The following is a 22,317-nucleotide window of genomic DNA, read 5'->3' on the forward strand; positions in this document are numbered from 1 at the left end:
CGCGGTCGATGGACCTCGCGGTATGGGTCCCGGCCTTCGCCGGGACGACGATGGGGAGGCGGGGGTACCCCGCACTCTTACCATTGCTAGATGCTACAGCGTGGCCGCCACGCCCTCCGACACCGGCCGGAAGTTCGCAAAATCCCAGCCGCGGCCCGGCGCTGCCTCGAGCAAGGCTCTGGTGTACGCCTCCTTCGGATGCGTCAGCACCTCGGCGGCCGGGCCCTGCTCCACGACGCGGCCGTGCTGCATCACCACGACCTCGTCGCAGATCTGTGCTGCGACGCGCAGATCGTGAGTGATGAACAGGATGGCGATGCCTAGCCGCTTCTGGATCTCGTCGAACAGTTCCAGCACCTGCGCCTGCACGGAGACATCGAGGGCGGAGACCGCCTCGTCCGCGACCAGTACGTCGGGATCGAGCGCGAGCGCGCGGGCGATCGCGATGCGCTGACGCTGGCCGCCCGAGAACTGGTGCGGATAGCGCGCGATCGCATCGGCGGGCAGGCCGACCAGCTCGAGCAACTCGCGGGCACGCTTCATTGCGTCGGCATGCGACACGCCGTAATTGATCGGGCCTTCCGCGATGCTTTCGCCGACGGTGACGCGCGGGTTGAGCGAGCGGTAGGGATCCTGGAACACGATCTGGATCTTCTTCCGATGCGGCTGCAACAGCCGCCGCGAGATGTCCGAGATCTCGCGGCCGGACAGGCGCACGCCGCCGGAAGTCGGATCGATCAGGCGGACGATGCAGCGCGCCACGGTCGATTTGCCCGAGCCGCTCTCGCCGACGATGCCGAGCGTGCGGCCCTTGCGCAGCGTCAGCGTGACCTTGTCGGCGGCGACGACTTCGCGGCCTTTGCCGAAGAACGCGCGCTCGCGGTAGACCTTGCCGAGCTCGTTGGCCTCCAGCACCACGGGTTCCTTGGTCTCGGGCCGTGCCGCGCGCGGCACCAGGCTCGGCACTGCGGAGAGCAGGTTGCGGGTGTACTCCATGGTCGGATTGCGCAGGATGGAATCGAGTGTGCCGGTCTCGACCAGCCGGCCCTGCCGCATCACCGCGACACGGTCGGCGATCTCGGCGACCACGCCCATGTCATGGGTGATGAACAGCACGGCGGTTCCGTGATCGCGCTGGAGGTCGCGGATCAGGGTCAAAATCTGCTTCTGCGTCGTGACGTCGAGCGCGGTGGTCGGTTCGTCCGCAATGAGCAGCTTCGGTTCGAGCACGAGTGCCATCGCGATCATGATGCGCTGGCGTTGACCGCCGGAGAGTCGGTGAGGGTAGGAGGCAAAGATGCGCTCGACCTGGGGCAGGCGCACCTGCTCCATCATGTCGAGGATGCGCTTCTTCCGCGCCTTCGCGTCGAGATTGGTGTGCGCGCGCAGGACCTCGTCGATCTGGCGCCCGACCGGCACCACCGGATTGAGCGCGGTCATCGGCTCCTGGAAGATCATCGCCATCTGCGTCGCGCGGAGCTGCCGCAGGCGGCGGTCGGTCGCGGTGAGAATCTCCTCACCGACCAGCTTGACGCTGCCGCCGGTGGGAATCAGCGTGCCTTTCGGCAGCAGGCCCATCGTGGTCAGCGAGGTCACCGACTTGCCCGAGCCGCTTTCGCCGACGAGGCACAGCGTCTCGCGCTCGCGCACCTGGATCGAGATGCCGTCGATGATGTTTGCAGCGTTCGCCTTCTTGCCGACGGAGACGACGAGGTTGTTGATGTCGAGGATGGTGCTGGTCACTTGATCGGTCATTACTTGCCTTCCCGCTGTTTCATGCGCGGATCGAGGGCGTCGCGGGCGGCATCGCCGATCAAATTGATGCTGAGGATCGCGATCGACAGCAACAGGCCCGGCCAGAAGATCAGCGTCGGCTTGAGCTGGAAGTACTGACGGCCCTCGGCCATGATGTTGCCCCAGGTCGGCGTTTCCGGCGAGATGCCGGCGCCGAGGAAGGAGAGGATGGCCTCGGTGAGGATCGCGGACGCGCAGACGTAACTGCCCTGCACGATCAGAGGTGCGATCGTGTTCGGCATCAAATGCCGCCACATAATCTTTGGCAGGGATGAGCCGACCGAGATCGCCGCTTCAACATAGGGCTCTTCGCGCGCCGACAGCACGACCGAGCGCACCAGGCGTGCCACGCGGGGAACTTCGGGGATCGTGATCGCGATCAGCACGGTCCAGAGGCTGGCGCCGGACAGCGACACCACGGCGATTGCCAGCAGGATGCTCGGCATCGCCATCAGGCCGTCCATGATCCGCATCATGACGGAATCGACCAGCTTGAAGAAGCCGGAGACGAGGCCGATCGCCAGCCCGATGACGATCGACATGATCGCCGAGCCGATGCCGATCAGAAGCGAGATGCGTCCGCCATACATGACGCGCGACAGTAGGTCGCGGCCATAGGCGTCGGTGCCGAGCAGGAACTGCGCCGAAGAGGGCTTCAGCCGCTGCGAGGGTGCAAGCTGGATCGGGTCATGCGGCGCGATCAACGGCGCCAGGATCGAGATCAGCACAACCAACGCCAGGCAGATGGTCGCTGCCGCGATGATCGGCGTCGAGGTCAGGAATCCGAAGCGCGGCCGCAGCGGCGACGTGATCGGAATGGACGACTGGGGAAGGGTATCGACCGACATTTTTGTTGTTATCCTTGCCTCAGTACCGGATCCGGGGATCGAGCAGCGTGTAGGCGACGTCGATCAGGAGATTGACGACGACATAGATCAACGACGTCAGCAAGATCATCGCCTGGATCACCGGATAGTCGCGCGCCAGCACCGCATCCACCGTGAGGCGGCCGATGCCGGGAATGTTGAACACGCTTTCGGTGACGACGACCCCGGAGATCAGAAGCGCAAAGCCGGTACCGATCACCGTGATCACGGGCACGGCGGCGTTGCGCAGCGCATGGCGCATCATCACGGCGACTTCGTTGATGCCTTTTGCGCGCGCGGTGCGGACGTAGTCCTCGCCGAGCACGTCGAGCATCGCCGCGCGCGTCATGCGCGCGATCAACGCGATGTAGATGAAGGACAGCGCGCAGGTCGGCAGGATGATGCGCTCGAAGAACGGCCCAAAACCGTTCGAGATGCTGCGGAAGCCCTGCACCGGCACCCAGCGCAGGTCGATCGCGAAGACCTCGATCAGGATGTAGCCGACCACGAACACCGGCACCGAGAAGCCGAGCACGGACAGGCCCATCACGAAGCGGTCGATCCAGGTGCCGTGCTTCCAGGCCGCGATCACACCCAGGGGAACAGCGACGATGACGGCGAGGATGATGGTCGACAGCGCGATCGAGATCGACGGCTCGACCCGCTGGCCGATCATCTTCATCACCGGAAGGTTGGAGATGAGTGAAGTTCCGAGATCGCCGTGCAGCAGCTTGTTCAGCCAGGTGATGAACTGCACGATCAGCGGCTCGTTGAGACCGAGCGAGGTGCGGATGCGCTCGAGCCGCTCCGGCGTGGCGTTGTCGCCGGCAAGAATCGCGGCGGGATCGCCCGGCGTGAGGCGGAGCAGGAGGAAGACGAACAGCGCCACCACGCCCATCACGGGCACGGCGGCGAAAATTCGGCGAAGGAGATATCCGAGCAAGTTGGATCCCGTCAGATTAGAGTCAAATCAGAGACAGCGGCTGCAGCCTGGTTCTGCCATCAGCCTAACATTTCAGCAATTCCCATGCCATCCGGGCCACGGTTTTTGCAGTGCGGTCACCTTGTTTTGGTGAGCTGGCTCGGTTTTGGTGGCGTGGCTCGCGCCATCACTCCAGAGTCGCGAGCAGCCCTGCCATCAGCCGGCCGCGTTCGACGAGGCTTTCGACCTCGATATACTCTTCGAGCGTGTGGCCGTTGCCGCCACGCACGCCCAGGCCGTCGAGAGTCGGGATGCCCATTGCACCCGTGAAATTGCCGTCGGAGCCGCCGCCGGCGCTCGCATGCGGCAGTTCTGCGCCGAGCGACTTGGCGATATCGCGGGCCTTTTCATACAGCGCCATGGTGCCGGCATCAGGCTCCCAGACCGGACGTGTCACGCCGCGCGTCACCTTGAAGGCGACATCGTTGGTTGTACCTGACAGCGCCAGCATCCTCTCGACGCCGCGATCGAGGTCGGCCTGGCGCTTGGCCATCGAAAGCGCTTCGCCGGTGGCGGTCGTGGCAACGCAATTGACCCATTGTCCTCCGTGCACGACGCCGACCGAAAACGTGCAGTCCTCGCTCGTCATCGCGTCGATGGCGAGGATTTGCCGCGCCATCTCGCGAATCGCCGAGCGGCCCGCCGACAAGGTCGCGCCGGCGTGGCTTGGCCGGCCGGTCGCCTCGAGATTGAAGCGCGCGATGGCGTAACGTCCGGTGGTGACGCCGTTGTCAGCGCGGCCGGGCTCGGGCACCAGCACGTATTTGTTGCGCGCGGCTTCCGCCTCGATGATATCGCGCGTGGAGGGTGTGCCGACTTCCTCGTCGGGCGTGAACAGCACGGTGATCGGCAGCGGCGTCGTGAACGAGGCGCGGGCCAGTTGGCGGATCGCTTCCAGCGAAAGATAATTGCCGCCCTTCATGTCGTAGATGCCGGGTCCGTAGCACTTGCTGCCCTCGCGCCGCCATTTCAGCTTCTCGATGGTGCCCGTGGGGTGGACGGTATCCATGTGTCCGGCAATCAGGATGCCCGGCTCGCCTTGCTTCGGATGCGGAAAGCGTGCGCGGATCACGCCACCAAAGCCCTGGCGACCGGCGATGCGCTCGATCGTCGCACCCATGATCGCCATCTCCCGCGCTGCGATATCGAGCATGCGGTTCACGGCGCTCGCGTCCCAGGTCGGGCTTTCGCATTCCACCCAGCCGCGCAGGCCCTGGAGCATCGCTTCGGAATCGAAGGGAAGATTGGCTGGATTCATCTCAATGTCTCTCGAGCTTCGGAACGTGGAACGCGCATTGCATCGGCGCAGGGCAGGACAGGCGGAGAGCGTTGTAGAGCCAAACCGATCCTTGTGGAGCCCGTGCGCGCGCCGCTTGGGCTTGCAGCGAAACCGGATTGACGCGCTCGGCACTGTCTGCAAGTCTCGAAAAGATAAAGGCATTGCATGAGGTTAGTTCGCCTAAGGAACGAACCGGATGCTCAATCGATAACCTGCCTTTGAACAGTTTCACGTCAGGAGAACTTTTATGTTTAAGTTGATGCGCCGGGGGCCTCGCGCGTTCGCCTCCAAACTTGCGCTGTCGGTCGTCGCGCTTTCGACCGCGCTGGCCTCGCCGGTGCTTGCGGCCGGCAAGACCATCACGGCGGTAATGCACTCGGATCTGCGCATCATCGATCCGATCTTCACCACGGCCTATATCACGCGTGACCATGGCTACATGATCTATGACACGCTGGTGGCGCCCGATTCGAACTTCAAGATCCAGCCGCAGATGGCGGACTGGAAGGTCTCCGACGACAAGCTCACCTACACCTTCACGCTGCGCGACGGCCTGAAGTGGCATGACGGTGCGCCGGTGACGGCGGAGGACTGCGTTGCCTCGCTCAAGCGCTGGGCCGCGGTCGACGGCATGGGCCAGAAACTGCTCGACTTCACCGCGAGCATCGAGGCGACCGATGCCAAGACCATCACGCTGAAGCTGAAGGAGCCCTACGGCCTCGTGCTCGACTCGATCGGCAAGCCGTCCTCCCGCGTTGCCTTCATGATGCCGAAGCGCCTCGCCGAGACGCCGCCGGACAAGCAGATCCCCGAGCAGATCGGCTCGGGTCCTTTCAAGTTCGTGCAGTCGGAATTCCAGCCGGGCGTGAAGGCGGTCTACGTCAAGAACACCGACTACGTGCCGCGCAAGGAGCCGTCGAGCTGGACCTCCGGCGGCAAGGTGGTGAAGGTCGACCGCGTCGAGTGGATCACCATGCCGGACTCGCAGACCGCGGTGAACGCGTTGCAGTCGGGCGACATCGACTTCATGGAAAATCTGCCCTACGACATGCTGCCGTTGCTGGAGGCGAACAAGGAGATCACGATCGAGGTCTCGAACAAGTTCGGCTTCCAGACGCTCGGCCGGATGAACTTCCTTTATCCGCCGTTCGACAACGTGAAGGTGCGGCGTGCCGCCTTTCTGGCGATAAACCAGAAGGACGTTCTCGACGCGCTCGTCGGCAACGCCAAATATCAGAAGATCTGTGGTGCCTTCTTCGTGTGCGACACGCCATTCGCGACCGAGGTCGGTGGCGAGACCCTGGTGAAGGGCAACGGCATGGCCGAAGCCAAGAAGGCGCTCGCCGAGTCCGGCTATGACGGCACCCCGATCGTGATCATGGCCCCTGGCGATGTCACGACATTGAAGGCGCAGCCGATCGTTGCGGCTCAGTTGCTGCGCGAGGCCGGCTTCAAGGTCGACCTGCAAGCGACCGATTGGCAGACGGTGGTGAGCCGCCGCGCCAGCCAGAAGCCGCCGAAGGAGGGGGGCTGGAATATGTTCTTCACCAACTGGGTGGCGGCCGACGTCTCCAACCCGATCGCCAATCTCTCGATCGGCGGCCAGGGCAAGAAGGGCTGGTTCGGCTGGGCGGAGAACGCCAAGATCGAAAAGCTCAAGGACGACTTCGTTCGCGCCGCCTCGCTCGACGATCAGAAGAAGATCGCCGCTGAGATCCAGAAGGAAGCCTATGAGCAGGTGATCTACATTCCGCTGGGGCAGTATCTGCTGCCGAGCGGCTGGCGCAAATCGCTGACCGGCGTCCTCGACGGTCCCGCGACCCCGCTGTTCTGGAACGTCGACAAGTCGGAGTAGGGGCGAGGGCACTTCCTCGGCACCTTTGGTCCGGATCATCATGCGGCGCCGCTGTCATCAGCGGCGCCGTTGTCGTTTGCCAGGGTTGTCGTTCGCCAGGCGGGACTAACAGGCGTCTCGCTCAGCAGTGGCTGTCGCGGATCCCCTCGAGCCCTTCGCTCGCGAATGGCACGGTGAAGGCGACCTTCTCGGCGCTCAACGGCGTACGTTCCGTCTTCGCCCGCTCCGCGGCGTCGTGGTCTTTACGGGGTTCCGGTTCCATTGAAGCGCCTTTTCAGATTGTTGCAGTACAACATCGAAAGCGCCACGAAGTTCCTCACGCGATGGCGCGATGATGCGGCTTGAACAGCCGCCCTCTCTCCACCACCAGCACGATCGCGAGCGCCGCGAGTGACGACACGAAGAAGCCGACCGAGAACGGCAGCAGCGTGCCGTCGAAGCTTTGTCCGATCGCCATGCCGACGACGATGCCGATCAACGTGGTGATCGAGCCGTAGAGCGAGGAGGCCGTGCCGGCGATGTGGCCCTGCGGCTCCATGGCGAGTGCCGTGAAGTTGGCGACCATCATGCCGAACGAGAACATCATGAGCGCCGAGAGCACCATGAACAGCGGAAGCGGCAACGCGCCGAGGCTTTCCGTCAGCAGCATCACGCCAGCCACCGCGGTGTAGAGCGTGAGTGCCCCATGCGAGATCACGCGCATCCCGAGGGTCCCGACGAATCTCGCGTTGAGAAAGCCGGCAATGGCGGTGCCGGCCGCGATCGCGGCGAAGGCGAGCGGAAAATAATGGCCGAGGTGATAGATGCCGACAAAAACCTGCTGGGCCAGAAATACGTAGGCGAACAGCGCACCCATCACGCTACCAGCGGCGAGCGCGTAACCGATGGTTTGGCGATGAGTCACGGTCTGCCAGTAGGCCGCGAGCACGTCGGCCGGCGCAAGCGACCTGCGTTCGCTCTCGGGCAAGGTCTCCGGCAGCCGCAGCACGGACCATGCGAGCGCGAGCAGGCCGTAGAGCATCAGCACGACGAAGATGCCGCGCCATTGCGTCACCAGCAGCACCGCCTGGCCGAAGGAGGGCGCGATCACGGGCACCGCGATGAATATCATCATCGCAAGCGACATCACGCTCGCCATGCGGCGGCCGACGTAGCAGTCACGCACGATCGAGGTCGCGATCACGCGCGTCGCCGAGGTGCCGAAGCCCTGCAGTGCGCGCGCCAGCAGCAGCGTCTCGAACGACGGCGCGGCAATCGCCAGCACGCTCGCCACCGCATAGACCGCCATCCCGCCGAGCAGCACCGGGCGGCGGCCGAAGCGGTCCGACAGCGGACCCATGACGAACTGGCCCGCGCCGAAGCCGATCAGGAAGGTCGACAGCACCAGCTGGAGATGGTTGGCGACGGGGATATTGAACGCTGACCCGATATTGGGCAGCGCCGGGAGCATCATGTCCATCGCAAGCGGATTCAGCGCCATGATTGACGCGATCACGATGACGAATTCGGGGAAACCCATGGGCCGGTGTCCCGCGGACACCCAATCGTCGGCATTGACGTCGGACAAGAAGCTCCCCTCTGAAATTCAAGAGCTTTATCTAACCTCGATGCTGCAACGCACAAGTCATGTTTCGAGATGGCTGGCAGGCGGCGCCGGGACGGACAACAATTGGTGAAGAAGCGGCCGTTGGGGCTTTGACATTCACGCCGGCGAAGCGCTGGGGGCCTCACTCAGCCGGCGCGACGGGCTTACCCGGCCGCCCGAGTGCCATTTGTCCGCCCAACATCTAATGGTTGTTAGTTACCGTTGATTGGACGAGAGTCCCCGAGAGCGGGGCTGTTGCGGGGACGCGGGACAGGTCCGGTCCCTTGTTCGTGCCGGGAGCGATCATGCAGCGATCCAGGGCGGTCTTTGTCACGGGTATCGTCTATGCCTTGATCGGCCTGGTCCTCGCGGCCGGCGGCCTCTGGCTTGCCGCGTTGGGCGGTTCGATCTTCTACGTCATCCTCGGTGCCGGCCTTCTGCTCACGGCCGCGCTGCTCATGGCGCAGCGCCGATCAGCGCTATGGCTGTTTGCAATCGTGCTGGGCGGCACGCTGGCATGGGCCGTCTACGAAGTGCAATTCGACTGGTGGCCGCTCGCGGCGCGTGGCGACGTCGTCTTCCCGATGGCGCTTTGGCTTCTCACGCCGGTGATCGTCCGTGGGCTGGTGCAAAACGAGCGGGTGTCCTACCGAAGTGCAACGGCGCCGCTCTGGGCCGCCGTTGTCGTGGCCTCGGTCGTGCTCGTGATCGGGCTGTTCTCCAGCTATCACGACATCAATGGCACGATCGCGGAGACCGGTTCTGGGGTCCAGCAAAGTGAAGCCGACCCGCAGCCGGATGGCGATTGGCGTGCGTATGGACGCACCCAGTTTGGACAGCGCTATTCACCGCTGAAGCAGATCACGCCTGATAATGTCGGCAAGCTCAAGGTCGCCTGGACCTTCCGCACCGGCGACGTGGCGACGCCAAACGATTCCGGCGAGACGACCTTCGAGGTCACCCCGATCAAGGTCCGCGATACGCTCTATCTCTGCTCGCAGCACCAGGTCCTGTTTGCGCTCGACGCCAAGACCGGCACCGAGCGCTGGAGGTACGATCCCAAGCTGACGTTCAACAAGACGTTCCAGCATATGACCTGCCGCGGGGTCTCCTATCACGAAGCGGCCGCCGGCGCACTCGACAGCAGCGGTGGTGCGGCACCCGCCGAATGCCCCCGGCGGATCTTCCTGCCGGTCAATGACGGACGCATGATCGCGCTCGATGCCGACAGCGGCAAGCTCTGCGACAGCTTCGGCGATCACGGCAGCCTCAACCTGCAGGAAGGGATGGGGATCACGACGACGGGCTTTTTCGAACCGACGTCGCCGCCGGTTGTCAGCGACAAGATCCTGCTCGTTGCCGCCGCGGTCATCGACAATTATGCGGTCGAAGTGCCGTCGGGCGTCGTCCGCGGCTTCGATGTTTACACCGGCAGGCTGATCTGGGCTTGGGACTCCGGCGCGGCGGAGGAGAACGCGCTGCCGTCGCCGACCCGCCACTATACCAATGGATCGCCGAATTCGTGGATCTCCGCCGCGTTCGACCCGAAGCTCAACCTCGTCTTTATCCCCACCGGCAACAATGGTCCCGATATCTGGGGCGGCAATCGCAATGAGCTCGTCGAGCGCTATTCCAGCTCCATCGTTGCGCTGGACATCAACACCGGCAAGCGTGCCTGGTCGTACCAGACCGTGCATCACGACCTCTGGGACATGGACGTTCCGTCGCAACCGAGCCTGGTCGATGTGATGACGGCCAAGGGCGTCGTGCCCGCGATCATCCAGCCGACCAAGGTGGGCAACCTGTTTGTGCTCGACCGCAGGAACGGCGAACTGATCGTGCCGGCGCCGGAGCGCCCGGTCCCGCAAGGAGCCGCACCCGGCGACCGCACCGCGCCGACGCAGCCGTTTTCCGAGCTGACATTCCGCCCGGAGGCGAGACTGACCGGCGCCGATATGTGGGGCGGTACGATCTTCGACCAACTGTTGTGCCGGATCGCGTTCCATCGACTGCGTTACGAGGGCACGTTCACGCCGCCATCCTTGCAGGGCACGCTGGTATTCCCCGGCAATCTCGGCATGTTCGAATGGGGCGGCATCGCAGTCGATCCCGTGAGACAGATCGCCATCGCCAACCCGATGTCGTTGCCCTTCGTCTCAAGGCTCATTCCGCGCGGCCCCCTCAATCCTCCCGCGCCGACCGCCGAGAAGCCGGTCGGTAGCGAGGTTGGGACGCAGCCGATGTATGGCACCCCGTTCGGAGTGGATATATCGAGCTTCCTCTCGCCGTTGTCCGTGCCGTGCTACCGGCCGCCATGGGGCTCGATGGCGGCAATCGATCTCAGGACGATGAAAATCGTCTGGCAGCATCCCAACGGCACCATCAGGGACACCACGCCGCTGCCTCTTCCCTTCAAGATGGGTGTGCCGATGCTGGGTGGGCCGATCACGACCGCAGGCGGGGTCGCATTCTACACCGGCACCTACGAGTACACGATCCGGGCTTACGACGTGCGCAACGGCAACGTGCTCTGGGAAGATCGGTTGCCGGCCGGTGCCCAGTCGACGCCGATGAGCTACGAGGCCGACGGCAAGCAATATGTCGTCACCGCGGCCGGCGGCCATGGCTCATTCGGCACCAGGCGCGGGGACTACGTCATCGCCTACGCGTTGAAGGATTGAACGCGGGAGGTCGTCATGGAGGCATCGTCCGGATCATACGCGAACCGTGCCAAGTCGGCTCTCGTGGTGCGGGCAGCCGGGGTCGAACCGGCACAGCGCTTGCGCGCCGAGGGATTTTAAGTCCCTTGCGTCTACCAATTCCGCCATGCCCGCTTGATCCAATGAGATCAATCACTTAAGTCCCTTTCCGGCCGTCTGGAATTGGCGTTTGCGGGCCGGAGGGGCGGTTCTTCCTTAGGCGAGCCGGCGGCACAAGGCAAAGCCTCAATCCGGACACCTGTTGTTGCTTTAGGCATTCTCAATCCACGGGGACTATTCATCCGGCATGTCTGCTTTGATCCAAACGGCGGCTTTGATCCAATATCGCCTGCGCACCTGCTGCGTGGCCGTCGCGCTGCTCGCGGCCGGCTTCGCGATGTCCGGTTGCGCAGGCATGAGCGAGACGATCGCTCCGGCCTTTGCCGATCCCGCCAAGTACGAATTGTACGAATGCAAGCAGCTCGAAGGTGAGCGCAAGTCGCTCGCCAGCCGCACCGTGGATTTGCAGAGGCTGATGGACAAGGCACAGACTGGCGCGGGCGGCGCTGTCGTGTCGGAGCTCGCCTATCGGAACGAGTACATCGCGGTACGCGGGCAGGCGCAGATGGCCGATGACGCTTGGCGCCGCAACAAGTGTCGGGAAACGCCGCCCGAGGCGACGCCGGCGCCCGCAGCCAATCCCCGCCCGATCAAGCCTGCTCCGAACAAGCCAAGAGCAGTGCGCTGAAACGTCCTGCCGCCAGCGCCTCGCATCAGGGCCGCCAGTCGTAGATCCAGTCCTGCCGCGCCAGCATGCGGTCCGGGCCGAGCGCGCGGATAGCAAGATCGCGCGCCAACGCGAGCGGCCCACTGAAATGATAGATGCGGCCCTGCTGCCGCGCGGTCCGCTGCACCCGCCGCACGCGCGCCTGGCGCGTACGGCCGTATTGTCTCAGCGCAGCGGTGATGCCCGCGGTGCTCTCGGCGATCTCGAGGCTCAAATGCTGCGCGAGCACCGCGCCGTCCTCGATCGCCATGCCGGCGCCCTGGGCCGCAAACGGCAGCATCGCATGCACGGCGTCGCCGAGCAGCGCGACCGGACCTTTGCTCCAGGGGCAGTCGTCAGGCACGCCGAACAGCGCCCATTTCCGCCAGCTATCGACCGTGGCGAGCATCATGCGCGCCGCTGGCGGCCAGCGCGGCGCGGCGAAGGCCTCCATCACCTCGAGCGGATCGCCGGGCGTGCTCCAGCCCGGCCTGTTCCAGGTACCCGGCAGCACCGCGACCACGTTGATCTGGCGTCCGCCCGCGATCGGGTAGGCGACGAGATGGGCATTCGGGCCCATCCAGAGTTGGACCCGGCGCGCGGTGTAGTCCTTCGGCAGTTGCGTGGCATCGAGCGTGCCGCGCCAGGCGATCAGCCCGGAGAAGCGCGGCTGCACCTCGGGAAACAGATGCTGGCGCACCGTCGACCAGATGCCGTCGGCGCCGATCAGCGCGCTGGCGAGATCGCTGCGCCGGATCGTGCCGCTGCGATGGACGACCGTCAGCCCCTTGGCGTGAGGCGCGACGTCTTCGAAGGTCGCGCCGAGTTTCAGGTCGATATCGGGATGATCGGAGACTGCGCCGGCGAGGGCGGATTGAAGGTCGGCGCGGTGCACCACCCAATAGGGAGCGCCGGCGCGCGCGGCGGCGGCTTCTCCCAGCGGCATGCGCAAAAGCTCGCCGCCGGCCCGCGCGCTCATGATCGAGACCGCCTCCGGGATCACGGCGCGCAGCTTGAGGCGCTCGGTGAGGCCGAGCTCGACCAGTACGCGGCTGGCATTGGGGGAGAGTTGCAGGCCGGCGCCGACTTCCTCGAGCCGCTCGGCCTTTTCCAGTACGACGATGCGGAAGCCGCGGGCGGCGAGCGCAAGCGCAGCCGTCAGTCCACCTATGCCGGCACCGGCGATGACAATCGTTCGGGAGAGCGCCACCCCTGACCGATGGAAGCGGTCAGGCGACCTTGTCCTTCAGGACGCATTCCGGCGGACGGGCTTCGCCCGCCTTCAGGTCGGCGGCGAAACGGTACAGCGTCGAGCAGTAGGGGCAGATGATCTCGTTGTCGTTGCCGAGGTCGAGGAAGACGTGCGGATGATCGAACGGAGGGTTGGCGCCCACGCACATGAACTCTTGCGAGCCGATCTCGATGACGGGGACACCGGCATCGTTATGGAAGTGCGGGACGACATGGTCGGACATCGTAACTCATCCTGGAGTGGCAATGGCGGCAGACACAATCACGACTGACGCGGCATTATTGAGGCGCCGCGGACCATACTGGTGGGTGCAGATGATTGCTAGTCCAGCGGAACCGAAAGCTCCGCAATCGCCCCATGCTCATTTGCTCATGCAAATTCGACACAATCTTGCGGCCTGAGAGAAGCCCTTCTTTCGTCGGGGACGTTGTGTCGCAATTTTGGCATACTATGTCTGTGGAGGAGCGCAATTGCGACGAAAGACGAACCGTCAGGCGTCAACGATCTCAGGACCGTCCAGGCTTTCCGCATGAAGTGGTTGCGAATCAGCTCAGCGTTGACCGGTATCGCGGCATGCGGCTTCATGCTCGCGCAGGTAGCACCGCATGCCCGCGAGGCCGGCGCGATTCTGGCCGCCCAGGACGATCCCGCCGCGCTCTCCGAACTCAAGCTCGACGCGCTGCTGCGGCATAACGACCGCCTGATTCAGGACAACATCGAGGTCGCGCTCGCATCGGGCGATGCCGATCTCGCCGACAGTTTTGTCGTGCTGGCGCGCGACCGCAGCATCGCGCTGCCTGACGACCTTCTGAGCCGTGTCGGCGACGCGGTCAAAGTCGAAAATTCCACGTCTCATTTCGCAAAACGGTTTGCCACGGGTCTCGTCACCGGCAATGCGGACGATGTCGCGAGCCTGTCGGGAACCGTGGCCGGCGATCTCTTCGTGATCGGCGACATCAGGGACGTCGTGCGCGAGGGCAAGCACCTCGCCATGGGCGAGGAGACCGATCGCCTGGTGCTGGGCCTTGCGGCCGCGGGTCTCGCGGTCACGGCCGTGACCTACGTCTCCGTCGGCGGTGCCGCGCCGGTGCGCGCGGGGCTGACGCTGGTGAAGGACGCGCGCAAGGTGGGCCGGCTCGGCGAGGGACTAGCGGCATGGGCCGGCCGGTCCGCGCGCGAGGTCGTCGATACGCCGATGCTCCAGAACGCGGTTGCCTCCGGCTCGGTGCTGCGGCCGGGCCAGACCGTGAGCGCGATCAAGGCCGCGTTCCGCGCCGAGAAGGCCGGCGCGCTGGTTCGGCTCGGCAAGGATGTCACGCGCGTCGTCGAGAGGACCGGCACGCGCGGCGCGATGGATAGCTTGCGCATCGCCGAAGGCCCCAAGGACGTCGCACGCGCGGCGCGGCTCGCGGAAGCGCAGGGCGGCAAGACGCGCGCGATCATGAAGCTGCTCGGCCGCGGCGCGCTGCTGCTGATCGGCGGGGCGTTCGATCTCGCACTCTGGCTGTTCGGTGCGGCCCTGACGCTGTTCGGCCTGTTGTCTTCGATCAAGGCGACGACTGAGCGCCTGACCCAGGCCTGGTGCGATCGCAGACGGGCGCGGCGACTTCGCCGGGCCCAGATCGCCGCCGAAGCCGTTCTGGCAAGCGCTGCCGTCACGGCCTAAGATACCTCTTCCCCTCAAGATTGCGGAACTGATGATGCCGAGCTTTCACAACGGCGCCGTTGAAATTGCCTATCTCGACGAAGGCGAGGGCGATCCGATCATCCTGGTGCACGGCTTTGCCTCCAGCAAGAACGTGAATTGGGTCTATCCGACCTGGGTCTCGGAGCTGCGCAAGAACGGCCGCCGCGTCATTGCGCTCGACAATCGCGGCCATGGCGAAAGCGCAAAGCTGTACGAGCCCGCGCAGTACTCGATCCCGACCATGGCCGGTGACGTGCTCGCGCTGATGGATCACCTCGCCATCCCGCAGGCCGATCTCATGGGCTATTCGATGGGCGGACGGATGACGGCGTGGCTCTCCCTCAACGAGCCGCAGCGCCTGCGTTCGGCAATCCTCGGCGGCATCGGCATCGGCGGCCTGATCGAGGGCACCGGGCCCGGCGAGAACGTGGCGAAGGCGCTGGAAGCGCCCTCGCTCGACGACGTCTCCGATCCCGTCGGGCGCACCTTTCGTGCTTTCGCAGACCAAACCCGTTCCGACCGCAAGGCACTGGCCGCCTGCCTGCGCGGCACGCGCGATCTCATGACGAAGGACGAAGCCGCGCGCATCGACGTGCCCGTGCTGATCGCGGTCGGCAGCACCGACGACGTCGCGGGCTCGGCCAGCGCACTCGGTGCGATCATTCCGGGTTCGGAAGTGCTGGACATTCCAAACCGCGACCACATGCGTGCGGTCGGCGACAAGGTCTACAAGACCGGCGTGCTCGATTTCCTGTCACGCCGCGGCTGAGGTCTCGTCCGCCGGTTCGTCGTTGCTCAACCGCCGCGCCAGCGCCATCAGCACCACGAAGGTCGCGACCCACACCATCCGCGCGCCGTAGCGGTCGTGTGGGCCGGAAATCACGCCGCAGATGAAGGCGTTGCCGAGCAGCGCCAGCACGACGGTTGCCGCCAGCAGTGTCAGATCGTCGAGCCGGCGGTTCCTGAGCGAAAGCGCGAGCAACACGACCAGCGCCAGCATCGAGGCCAGCGCGACGGGAACGTGCAGCCGGTTGACGCCGTCGAAATTGACAGCCCAGTGCTGCTGGCGCGCCGCGCGCATCGGCGCGACCTGCGCGGGGATGTAGCGCTCGATGATGCCATAGGTGTGCGGGATCCAGCCATTGGTGCCTTCGCCGGTCGCCACATGCAGCAATTGCTGGCCCATGGCGCTCAAGGCTGCGCCGGCCTGCCACGCCGGATAATCGGCGAGCGAATGCACGACGATGTAGCCCATCTCGTCGTTCATGCCTTCGAAACGACCGAGCGTGTTGAACATGCTCTTGCCCCACAGGAACTGGTCGGCGCTCGCCGGTAGTTCATTGCGGTAGGGGCAGAGCTTGAAGGCTTCGCGCGGACAGTGATCGCCAAGATAACGCGCGACGATGCCGTCCTGCATCATGCGGCCGAACGCGACGCCGGTGCCGCCGGGCGTCCATGTCCATTTTCCCGACAGGGCGTGGTTCGCCGACACCAGCATCAGGCCGCCGGCGACGATGGTGAGGCTCGCTTGAGCCAGTCCGGCGATCGGAAGCCGGCGCCCCAGCAACGGCCGCGCCATCCAGCCGGCGACGCAGAGCCCGAGCAGCACGCCGAGCGTGGCGCTGTGGGTCGCGGCGGCAAAGGCGGTGAAGACGAACAGCGAGATTTTTTCGAACGCCGAGGTCCGCTGTCCACCGACGACCAGCAGGAACAGCGACAGCACCCCCAATCCGGCAAAAATGTCGGTGAGCAGCATGCTCGCAAGCCAGGGCAGCGCAGTCGACAGGATCAGGAGCAGGCTGATCGCGACGAAGCGGAACGTCTGCATCAGGCCGAGCACGCGCAAAGTGAGCTGCAACAGCCACAGCGTCGCCAGCGACTGGACCGCGAGGTTGATCCAGAAACCAAAACTCTCGCCATAGTGCAGATAGATGCCGAACACGGTGGAGCGGCTCGGGACGAGATAGCCCTCGTACCAGCGCGCCAGATAGCCCCCGGTATCCCATTGCAACAGCGGATAGCCGTTCCAGAACGCCGGCGCGATCATCAGGAGCGGCAGGCCCATTGCGGCCAGCCGCAGCCAGAAGGTATCAGCGGCGCCCGCGCGCAAATGATCGGTGGTGATGCTCAAATCCGCTCCGTCCTCGCCCGGACCATGCCCGCAATCACCGTTGAGGCGGAATTCACCAATAGTTTGACGCCGCCCGGCTTGAATTTGGCAAAACCCTGACCATTTTGAGCCGACCTTGCCGCCCGGGGCATTAGAAGAAACTGATGTGATTCAACGCGTTGGCATGCTTGCACGGGGCAACGCACTGTTCACTCTCAGGCAAGCCCGTCGGGACTTTGTCGCCTAGACTGTGTTATAGAACCAGCGAAACGAGCCAATTCGAAAGAGCAGATCTCATGGCAGTGCATCAGGTCAATCCGGGAGGAAAGCTCGCAACGCTTGATCCGATCTGGGATCGGATCCGCGGCGAAGCGGAGGACATCGTCCACCGCGAGCCGGAGCTTGCGACCTTCATCTATTCGACGGTGCTGCATCACAGCCGCCTGGAAGATGCGGTGATCCATCGTGTCGCCGACCGGCTCGATCACTCCGCGCTGTCGGGCGATCTCGTGCGCCAGACCTATGACGAGGCGCTGCGCGACGATCCGGATCTCGGCAACGCCTTCCGCGCCGATCTCGTCGCCGTCTACGACCGCGACCCCGCGACCTCGCGCTTCATCGATCCCTTGCTCTATTTCAAGGGCTTTCACGCCATCCAGACCCATCGCCTTGCGCATTGGCTCTATCTGAAGGGCCGCAAGGACTTTGCGTATTATCTCCAGAGCCGGGCGTCTGCGGTGTTCCAGACCGACATCAATCCCGCCGCGCGCATCGGCCGCGGCATCTTCCTCGATCATGCCACCGGTTTCGTCTGCGGTGAGACGGCGCTTATCGAAGACGACGTCTCGATCCTGCATGGCGTCACGCTCGGCGGCACCGGCAAGGAGAATGAGGATCGTCATCCCAAGATCCGCCACGGCGTCCTGATCGGCGCCGGCGCAAAGATCCTCGGCAACATCGAGATCGGCCATTGCGCGCGCATCGCGGCAGGCTCGGTCGTGGTCAAGCCGGTGCCGCACAACGTCACGGTCGCGGGCGTGCCTGCCAAGGTCGTCGGTGAAGCCGGCTGTGCCGAGCCGTCGCGCACCATGGATCAGATGATCAACGCCATGGGACTCTGAGACGGGGCTTCAAGCGCGAGAGTAAGGGCCGGATTTTCCGGCCCTTTCGTCCCCAAATTCTTTGGCAATTCATGCTGGCGGTTCGGCGCGTCTCGTCCTAAAACCCCGCCAACCAGATTTCGATTGGAGACTTGCCGTGGACGTCAAGGAAGTAAGGAAGCTCGACGCGTATCTGAAGCGCGTATTCGGCAATTCCAAGATCCGCGTCGTGCCGCGGCCGAAGAAGGATGATTCCGCCGAGGTCTATATCGGCGAGGAATTCATCGGTGTGCTCTTCGTCGATGACGAGGACGATGATCGCTCGTTCCAGTTCCAGATGGCGATCCTCGAAGACGATCTCGTCGATCAGGAATAATCGTCACCGCGAGTGTTAAGTCCGCGGCCCACGCAACTGCGCGGTGAGCCGGTCCATCGCTTCCGCCGCGTCGCGCCATTGCGACAGCCAGCTCCGCGGAAAGCGGAAGGTGAGGTCGGCGCCGCCGACGCGGCGTTCGGACAGGCACATGCCGGGCGTCGCCGCATCGCGCGTGCAGCGCGCGGTCAGCGCGGGACTTGCGGCGGAATAGAGATCCTCGCTGCCGTAAGGCGTATCGGCGCGGAACATCCGCATCGTCAGCCCGTCCTCGGGCGTCGCCGCAGCCTGGTCGAGATAGCGCGGATAGATCGTGGCCGTGCGTTGCTCGGGCGAGAGCGCATCGCGATGCGCGGCGATGGACAGGAAGATGCGGTCGATCGGCTGCATCGCCGCATCCACGCTCTCGGCGGTGACGTGCTTCGGCGCGCCCGGCGGTTCCAGTGAAGGGTACAGGAAGTCGAGATCGATCCGCTCCTGCGGCCCGGAGTGGCGCTGGATCTTCATGCGGATCGCAGTGGTCGGCAGGTTGAACAGCGTGCCGCCGACGCTCACCGGCAGCTTGTCCGGGGCGTTCGCGCCGCTCGAGCCCCAGGTTGGCCACAACAAATAGGCGACCAGCGCGACCGCGCACACGGCGGCAGTGCCGCCGAGCACGATCGGGACGACGTGCGCCCGTGTGCGCGTCCGGGGGGACTGAGGGGAGGCTGCCGAAAACACTGTCATGAGCCGCGCGAATGAACCGGAAGTCGGCCGATGGCCGACGAATCAGCGGCGAATATGCCACGCGGCGGCGATTTCACGGAGCGTTCACCGGCTGCAGGGAAGGGAGAGAGGCCTGCGTGGAACGGCCGGCGGCGTTAACCTTCCCTTAAGGATAATGTAGCGTTAACCAGCCCCATTTGTCACAGGAAAGCTCCGGCGTTGCGTAAGGCGGACCGTTCCGATGACACCTGAAGCTCTCAATACTTTCTTCGCGATCTGCATCGGTTTCGCATTCGCGGGCGCGCTCGTGAGCGGATACCAGGCGGTCGCCCAGCGGCCCGCCGGCTTCGGTCTGCTGCAGGACGGCGTGGCGCCCAAGACCTTCGCGGCGGTTCCGTTCCTGGTGTTCGCGGCGCCCTTTATCATCATGCGCAACACCCTGCGCGGCAGGCAGGTGGAAAGCCGCCGCGTCGAATTCGTGATGATGGCGACGGTCATCGCCGGCTTCTGGAGCATGATGAGCGGCACCTTCTTCCTGATGACGCTCCGCGCGGCCGGCGTTCTGGTCTGATGCGCGCGCTTTAGGGGCTGCCTGCGCGGCGGCCCTTTGCGTCAAGGCTGCCGTTTCGCTATGGCTGGGGTTGACGCGACAGGAGACCCTCATGGCGATCTACGAGCTCGACGGGCAGGCGCCCGACCTTCCCGCCGACGGCAATTACTTCATCGCGGAGACCGCCACCGTGATCGGCCGCGTGCGCCTGAAGCCGGGTGCGAGCGTCTGGTTCGGCGCGGTGCTGCGCGGCGACAACGAGTGGATCGAGATCGGCGAGGGGGCCAACGTACAGGACGGCTCGACCTGCCACACCGACCTCGGCTTTCCGCTTCACATCGGCAGGAACTGCACGGTCGGCCACAACGTCATCCTGCACGGCTGCACCGTCGAGGAAGGCGCGCTCGTCGGCATGGGCTCCATCGTGATGAACGGCGCCAGGATCGGCCGCAACAGCATCGTCGGCGCCGGCTCCGTCATCACCGAGGGCAAGGAGTTCCCCGAACGGTCCCTGATCATCGGCTCGCCGGCGCGTGTGATCCGCACGCTCGACGACGCCCAGGTGCTAAAGATGGGCAGCGCCGCCAGATTCTATGTCGCCAACGGCCCACGGTTCAAGAAGGGCCTGAAACGGATCGACTGAGATGCACGCAGGCCGTGCACGGCCGGCATCTGGTTCCGAACCGTAAAAATACCTGCCGGTATTTTAATCCTCCGCTAGCGCCATAATGCCTATCCTGGAACGCTTTCAACCAGGAGGAGTGGCGCCATGCAAGCGGCGGCGCTGGGATCCGGACTCGGCGCCGGAACCAAATTCGTGAAAAAGCTCGTTCGGTTCGCTCGCGGCGCGGATACGCTGAGCGTTGCGGAGAAGGTCTACAGCATTGCCGGCTTTCTCGCGATCGTCACCACCTTCCTGCTGGTGATGTCGATCCAGACTGTCCGCCTGCAGACGACCTACCGCCACATGCACGCCTCCTCGGCGGAGGCCGCGATCAATGTCGGGCGCATCAACACGCTGATCTATGCCATCGTCATGGAATCGCGCGGCATCTACATGTCCGCCGATCGCGGCGCGATGAAGCCGTTCGCCGACGGTCTGGTGCGCCGTATCCGCGAACTCGCCGAGGCGGTGAAGAGCATGGAGCGGACCGTCGCCGACGACGATGCCGCGCAAGTCTCGAGCTTCCGCCAGCGCATCGCGCAATTCATCGAATTTCGCCGGGAGCTTGTTCGGCGCGGGCTCGAGATCAGTCCGGCCGCAGCGCGCGAATGGGGCGACAACGACGCCAACCGGACGCTGCGCAGCAAGCTCAACCTCGATCTGGAGGCGCTGGAACGGATCTACGGGCAGCGCGCCCGCGAGGCGGACGAACTTGCCAACGAGAACCGCTATGCCGCGGCTTATTTGTTCGCGCTCGGGCTCGCGGCGCTCGTTTTCGCGGGGCTGAACGTCGTCGTCATGCGGGGCTCGGTGGTCGGGGCGCTGGCTGAGATCACGCTAGCGACCGACCGCATTGCCGGCGGCGACGTCAAGAGCGAGGTGCCGCATCTCGGCCGTCACGACGAGATCGGAGGTCTCGCGCGCGCCGTGCAGAACTTCCGCGACGCCGTGGCGCGCATCTTCGAGCTCGAGGAGCTCGAGCTCGGCACTGCGCAGGCGCGCGACGCGGCGATGACCGAGCGCGACAAGTTCAACGACAAGTACCAGGCCAAGAAGTGGCAGATGTCGGCCGCGATCAGCAGCATGCCGCAGGGTCTGATCATGCTCGACGGCAAGGCCAATGTGGTCGCGATGAACGCCAACTACCGGCAGATCTACAATCTGCCGGAGACGATCCAGGCGGGATCGACGCTCGAGGAGATCCTCCAGCATCGGGTCAAGAGCGGGTTGTTCAGCGGCGACGTCGCGAAATATTTGGCGGCGGTTCTCGACCGGATCGCCAGGCGCGAGCCGGCAGCGCACGAGATCGCGTTGAACGACGGCCGCATCATCAAGATCTACGAGCGTCCGATGGATGGCGGCGGCTGGGTGTCGGTGCAGGAAGACGTCACCGAGCTGCGTCAGCGCGAGCGCATTCTCGAGCGGATGGAGCGTTTTCTCGCCACCATCATCGAGAACGTGGCCGAGGGCATCATCGCCAAGGACGCGCGCAATCTGCGTTACGTCTTCGTCAACAGGGCGGCCGAGAAGATGATCGGCATGTCGCGCGGCGAGATCATCGGCAAGACCGCGCGCGAGTTGTTCTCCGCGGAGGCGGCCGAATTGATCGAGCGGCGCGACAAGCAGCTTCTGGCGCAGAAGCAGCAGCTCGAGCCGATCGTCGATACCATCGACAATCCCGCGCGCGGGGGCCGCGTGATCTCCGCCCGCCGTGTCCAGATCGGCGGCGCGGGCGAAGAGTCCCACATGTTCGTGACCATGGTCGAGGACCGGACCGAGAAGATGGTGGCGGCCGCGTAGTCATCGGCGCGCGCCATCCGAAGCGGCGCGTCAGCTTCCCTCGGACTCGCTCGCTTCGATCGCGCCTGCGACCTTCTCGTGGCCGGCGGCCCACAGCGCATGCTCGTTGCTGCCGTCCTGGTACGGATTGGCTTCTGCCGGAATGTTCTCGCGCGCGGCACGTTCGCCCTCTGCAAATGGATCGCGATCCGTCATCGTGATTTCGCCTGTCTGGTTTGCCGCGTCGAACGCGTTCAGTTTGGGCACGATC

The 22,317-nt window shown here is 64.7% G+C and carries 20 protein-coding genes and 1 tRNA gene; 10 read left to right on the plus strand and 11 right to left on the minus strand.

All coding sequences use genetic code 11. The features are described 5' to 3' along the window. Positions 1 to 93: 93 nt before the first annotated feature. The 4 genes from JQ591_RS20355 to JQ591_RS20370 all read right to left on the minus strand — a co-directional run bounded on the left by JQ591_RS20355 (position 94) and on the right by JQ591_RS20370 (position 4,900). The gene (locus tag JQ591_RS20355; protein WP_211397891.1) at positions 94 to 1,743 is read right to left on the minus strand and encodes an ABC transporter ATP-binding protein; all 1,650 of its coding nucleotides are present in this window, start codon (positions 1,741 to 1,743) and stop codon (positions 94 to 96) included. An 11-nt stretch (positions 1,744 to 1,754) separates the two neighbouring features. Further along, positions 1,755 to 2,642, minus strand: a complete 888-nt coding sequence (locus JQ591_RS20360) for an ABC transporter permease (protein WP_211397783.1) — start codon at positions 2,640 to 2,642, stop codon at positions 1,755 to 1,757. 19 nt (positions 2,643 to 2,661) lie between these two features. After that, positions 2,662 to 3,603 (minus strand): ABC transporter permease, encoded by a 942-nt coding sequence (locus JQ591_RS20365; RefSeq protein WP_211397784.1) that lies wholly within the window; start codon positions 3,601 to 3,603, stop codon positions 2,662 to 2,664. A gap of 166 nt (positions 3,604 to 3,769) precedes the next feature. Further along, positions 3,770 to 4,900, minus strand: coding sequence for a M20/M25/M40 family metallo-hydrolase (locus tag JQ591_RS20370; protein WP_211397785.1), 1,131 nt, complete (start codon positions 4,898 to 4,900; stop codon positions 3,770 to 3,772). 268 nt (positions 4,901 to 5,168) lie between these two features. On the opposite strand from JQ591_RS20370, the gene JQ591_RS20375 reads away from it, so the two are divergent. After that, complete coding sequence (locus JQ591_RS20375; RefSeq protein WP_211397786.1) at positions 5,169 to 6,776, plus strand: ABC transporter substrate-binding protein; 1,608 nt, start codon at positions 5,169 to 5,171, stop codon at positions 6,774 to 6,776. Positions 6,777 to 7,092: 316 nt separating this feature from the next. On the opposite strand, the gene JQ591_RS20380 is transcribed toward JQ591_RS20375, so the two are convergent. Continuing rightward, the gene (locus tag JQ591_RS20380) at positions 7,093 to 8,343 is read right to left on the minus strand and encodes a multidrug effflux MFS transporter (RefSeq protein ID WP_211397787.1); all 1,251 of its coding nucleotides are present in this window, start codon (positions 8,341 to 8,343) and stop codon (positions 7,093 to 7,095) included. A 323-nt stretch (positions 8,344 to 8,666) separates the two neighbouring features. Between JQ591_RS20380 and JQ591_RS20385 the strand changes: the two genes are divergently transcribed. Continuing rightward, a complete protein-coding gene (locus JQ591_RS20385) occupies positions 8,667 to 11,042 on the plus strand; it encodes a glucose/quinate/shikimate family membrane-bound PQQ-dependent dehydrogenase (RefSeq protein ID WP_211397788.1) in 2,376 nt (791 codons plus the stop codon). A gap of 64 nt (positions 11,043 to 11,106) precedes the next feature. On the opposite strand, the gene JQ591_RS20390 is transcribed toward JQ591_RS20385, so the two are convergent. Beyond that, positions 11,107 to 11,195: transfer RNA gene (locus tag JQ591_RS20390), tRNA-Leu, on the minus strand. Positions 11,196 to 11,367: 172 nt separating this feature from the next. Between JQ591_RS20390 and JQ591_RS20395 the strand changes: the two genes are divergently transcribed. Next, the gene (locus JQ591_RS20395) at positions 11,368 to 11,808 is read left to right on the plus strand and encodes a twin-arginine translocation pathway signal (RefSeq protein WP_211397789.1); all 441 of its coding nucleotides are present in this window, start codon (positions 11,368 to 11,370) and stop codon (positions 11,806 to 11,808) included. Positions 11,809 to 11,833: 25 nt separating this feature from the next. On the opposite strand, the gene JQ591_RS20400 is transcribed toward JQ591_RS20395, so the two are convergent. Together JQ591_RS20400 and JQ591_RS20405 are read right to left on the minus strand one after the other, a co-directional pair. Further along, positions 11,834 to 13,036, minus strand: a complete 1,203-nt coding sequence (locus tag JQ591_RS20400) for an FAD-dependent monooxygenase (RefSeq protein ID WP_211397790.1) — start codon at positions 13,034 to 13,036, stop codon at positions 11,834 to 11,836. 19 nt (positions 13,037 to 13,055) lie between these two features. Next, positions 13,056 to 13,301, minus strand: a complete 246-nt coding sequence (locus JQ591_RS20405) for a zinc-finger domain-containing protein (RefSeq protein WP_007602543.1) — start codon at positions 13,299 to 13,301, stop codon at positions 13,056 to 13,058. 306 nt (positions 13,302 to 13,607) lie between these two features. Between JQ591_RS20405 and JQ591_RS20410 the strand changes: the two genes are divergently transcribed. Beyond that, positions 13,608 to 14,744, plus strand: a complete 1,137-nt coding sequence (locus JQ591_RS20410; protein ID WP_211397791.1) for a hypothetical protein — start codon at positions 13,608 to 13,610, stop codon at positions 14,742 to 14,744. Between the two features lie 34 nt (positions 14,745 to 14,778). Beyond that, positions 14,779 to 15,534 (plus strand): alpha/beta fold hydrolase, encoded by a 756-nt coding sequence (locus JQ591_RS20415; protein WP_007611849.1) that lies wholly within the window; start codon positions 14,779 to 14,781, stop codon positions 15,532 to 15,534. Here JQ591_RS20415 and JQ591_RS20420 read toward each other — a convergent pair. After that, positions 15,520 to 16,896 (minus strand): hypothetical protein, encoded by a 1,377-nt coding sequence (locus JQ591_RS20420; RefSeq protein ID WP_211397792.1) that lies wholly within the window; start codon positions 16,894 to 16,896, stop codon positions 15,520 to 15,522. The two genes, JQ591_RS20415 and JQ591_RS20420, sit on opposite strands and share 15 nt — an antisense overlap. Before the next feature lie 275 nt (positions 16,897 to 17,171). Between JQ591_RS20420 and cysE the strand changes: the two genes are divergently transcribed. Next, positions 17,172 to 17,996: a serine O-acetyltransferase gene (gene cysE, locus JQ591_RS20425; protein ID WP_007602549.1), complete on the plus strand. Its 825-nt coding sequence runs from the start codon at positions 17,172 to 17,174 to the stop codon at positions 17,994 to 17,996. Positions 17,997 to 18,132: 136 nt separating this feature from the next. Next, positions 18,133 to 18,351, plus strand: a complete 219-nt coding sequence (locus JQ591_RS20430) for a DUF3126 family protein (RefSeq protein WP_027567779.1) — start codon at positions 18,133 to 18,135, stop codon at positions 18,349 to 18,351. A gap of 15 nt (positions 18,352 to 18,366) precedes the next feature. Here JQ591_RS20430 and JQ591_RS20435 read toward each other — a convergent pair whose 3' ends face one another. Further along, a complete protein-coding gene (locus JQ591_RS20435; protein ID WP_211397793.1) occupies positions 18,367 to 19,074 on the minus strand; it encodes a hypothetical protein in 708 nt (235 codons plus the stop codon). A gap of 220 nt (positions 19,075 to 19,294) precedes the next feature. Here JQ591_RS20435 and JQ591_RS20440 point away from each other — a divergent pair, with 220 nt between their 5' ends. The 3 genes from JQ591_RS20440 (at position 19,295) to JQ591_RS20450 (ending at position 22,067) form a co-directional block, all read left to right on the plus strand. Next, positions 19,295 to 19,624: a DUF6949 family protein gene (locus JQ591_RS20440; RefSeq protein ID WP_211397794.1), complete on the plus strand. Its 330-nt coding sequence runs from the start codon at positions 19,295 to 19,297 to the stop codon at positions 19,622 to 19,624. Between the two features lie 91 nt (positions 19,625 to 19,715). Further along, on the plus strand, positions 19,716 to 20,246 hold the full coding sequence (locus JQ591_RS20445; protein ID WP_211397795.1) for a gamma carbonic anhydrase family protein: 531 nt from the start codon (positions 19,716 to 19,718) through the stop codon (positions 20,244 to 20,246). Between the two features lie 174 nt (positions 20,247 to 20,420). Next, complete coding sequence (locus JQ591_RS20450; protein ID WP_349630392.1) at positions 20,421 to 22,067, plus strand: PAS-domain containing protein; 1,647 nt, start codon at positions 20,421 to 20,423, stop codon at positions 22,065 to 22,067. Between the two features lie 30 nt (positions 22,068 to 22,097). On the opposite strand, the gene JQ591_RS20455 is transcribed toward JQ591_RS20450, so the two are convergent. Continuing rightward, on the minus strand, positions 22,098 to 22,313 hold the full coding sequence (locus JQ591_RS20455) for a hypothetical protein (protein ID WP_211397902.1): 216 nt from the start codon (positions 22,311 to 22,313) through the stop codon (positions 22,098 to 22,100). Positions 22,314 to 22,317: the final 4 nt, after the last annotated feature.

The organism is Bradyrhizobium canariense (assembly GCF_018130465.1).
In the GTDB taxonomy this organism is placed as follows: Bacteria; Pseudomonadota; Alphaproteobacteria; order Rhizobiales; family Xanthobacteraceae; genus Bradyrhizobium; species Bradyrhizobium canariense_C.

Bases quoted from the DNA above. Each gene is read 5' to 3' on its own strand.
- JQ591_RS20360 (WP_211397783.1), bottom strand. From the start codon at position 2,642: ATGTCGGTCGATACCCTTCCCCAGTCGTCCATTCCGATCACGTCGCCG.
- JQ591_RS20370 (WP_211397785.1), bottom strand. From the start codon at position 4,900: ATGAATCCAGCCAATCTTCCCTTCGATTCCGAAGCGATGCTCCAGGGC.
- JQ591_RS20375 (WP_211397786.1), top strand. From the start codon at position 5,169: ATGTTTAAGTTGATGCGCCGGGGGCCTCGCGCGTTCGCCTCCAAACTT.
- JQ591_RS20385 (WP_211397788.1), top strand. From the start codon at position 8,667: ATGCAGCGATCCAGGGCGGTCTTTGTCACGGGTATCGTCTATGCCTTG.
- JQ591_RS20395 (WP_211397789.1), top strand. From the start codon at position 11,368: ATGTCTGCTTTGATCCAAACGGCGGCTTTGATCCAATATCGCCTGCGC.
- JQ591_RS20405 (WP_007602543.1), bottom strand. From the start codon at position 13,301: ATGTCCGACCATGTCGTCCCGCACTTCCATAACGATGCCGGTGTCCCC.
- JQ591_RS20410 (WP_211397791.1), top strand. From the start codon at position 13,608: ATGAAGTGGTTGCGAATCAGCTCAGCGTTGACCGGTATCGCGGCATGC.
- JQ591_RS20415 (WP_007611849.1), top strand. From the start codon at position 14,779: ATGCCGAGCTTTCACAACGGCGCCGTTGAAATTGCCTATCTCGACGAA.
- cysE (WP_007602549.1), top strand. From the start codon at position 17,172: ATGGCAGTGCATCAGGTCAATCCGGGAGGAAAGCTCGCAACGCTTGAT.
- JQ591_RS20435 (WP_211397793.1), bottom strand. From the start codon at position 19,074: ATGACAGTGTTTTCGGCAGCCTCCCCTCAGTCCCCCCGGACGCGCACA.
- JQ591_RS20440 (WP_211397794.1), top strand. From the start codon at position 19,295: ATGACACCTGAAGCTCTCAATACTTTCTTCGCGATCTGCATCGGTTTC.
- JQ591_RS20445 (WP_211397795.1), top strand. From the start codon at position 19,716: ATGGCGATCTACGAGCTCGACGGGCAGGCGCCCGACCTTCCCGCCGAC.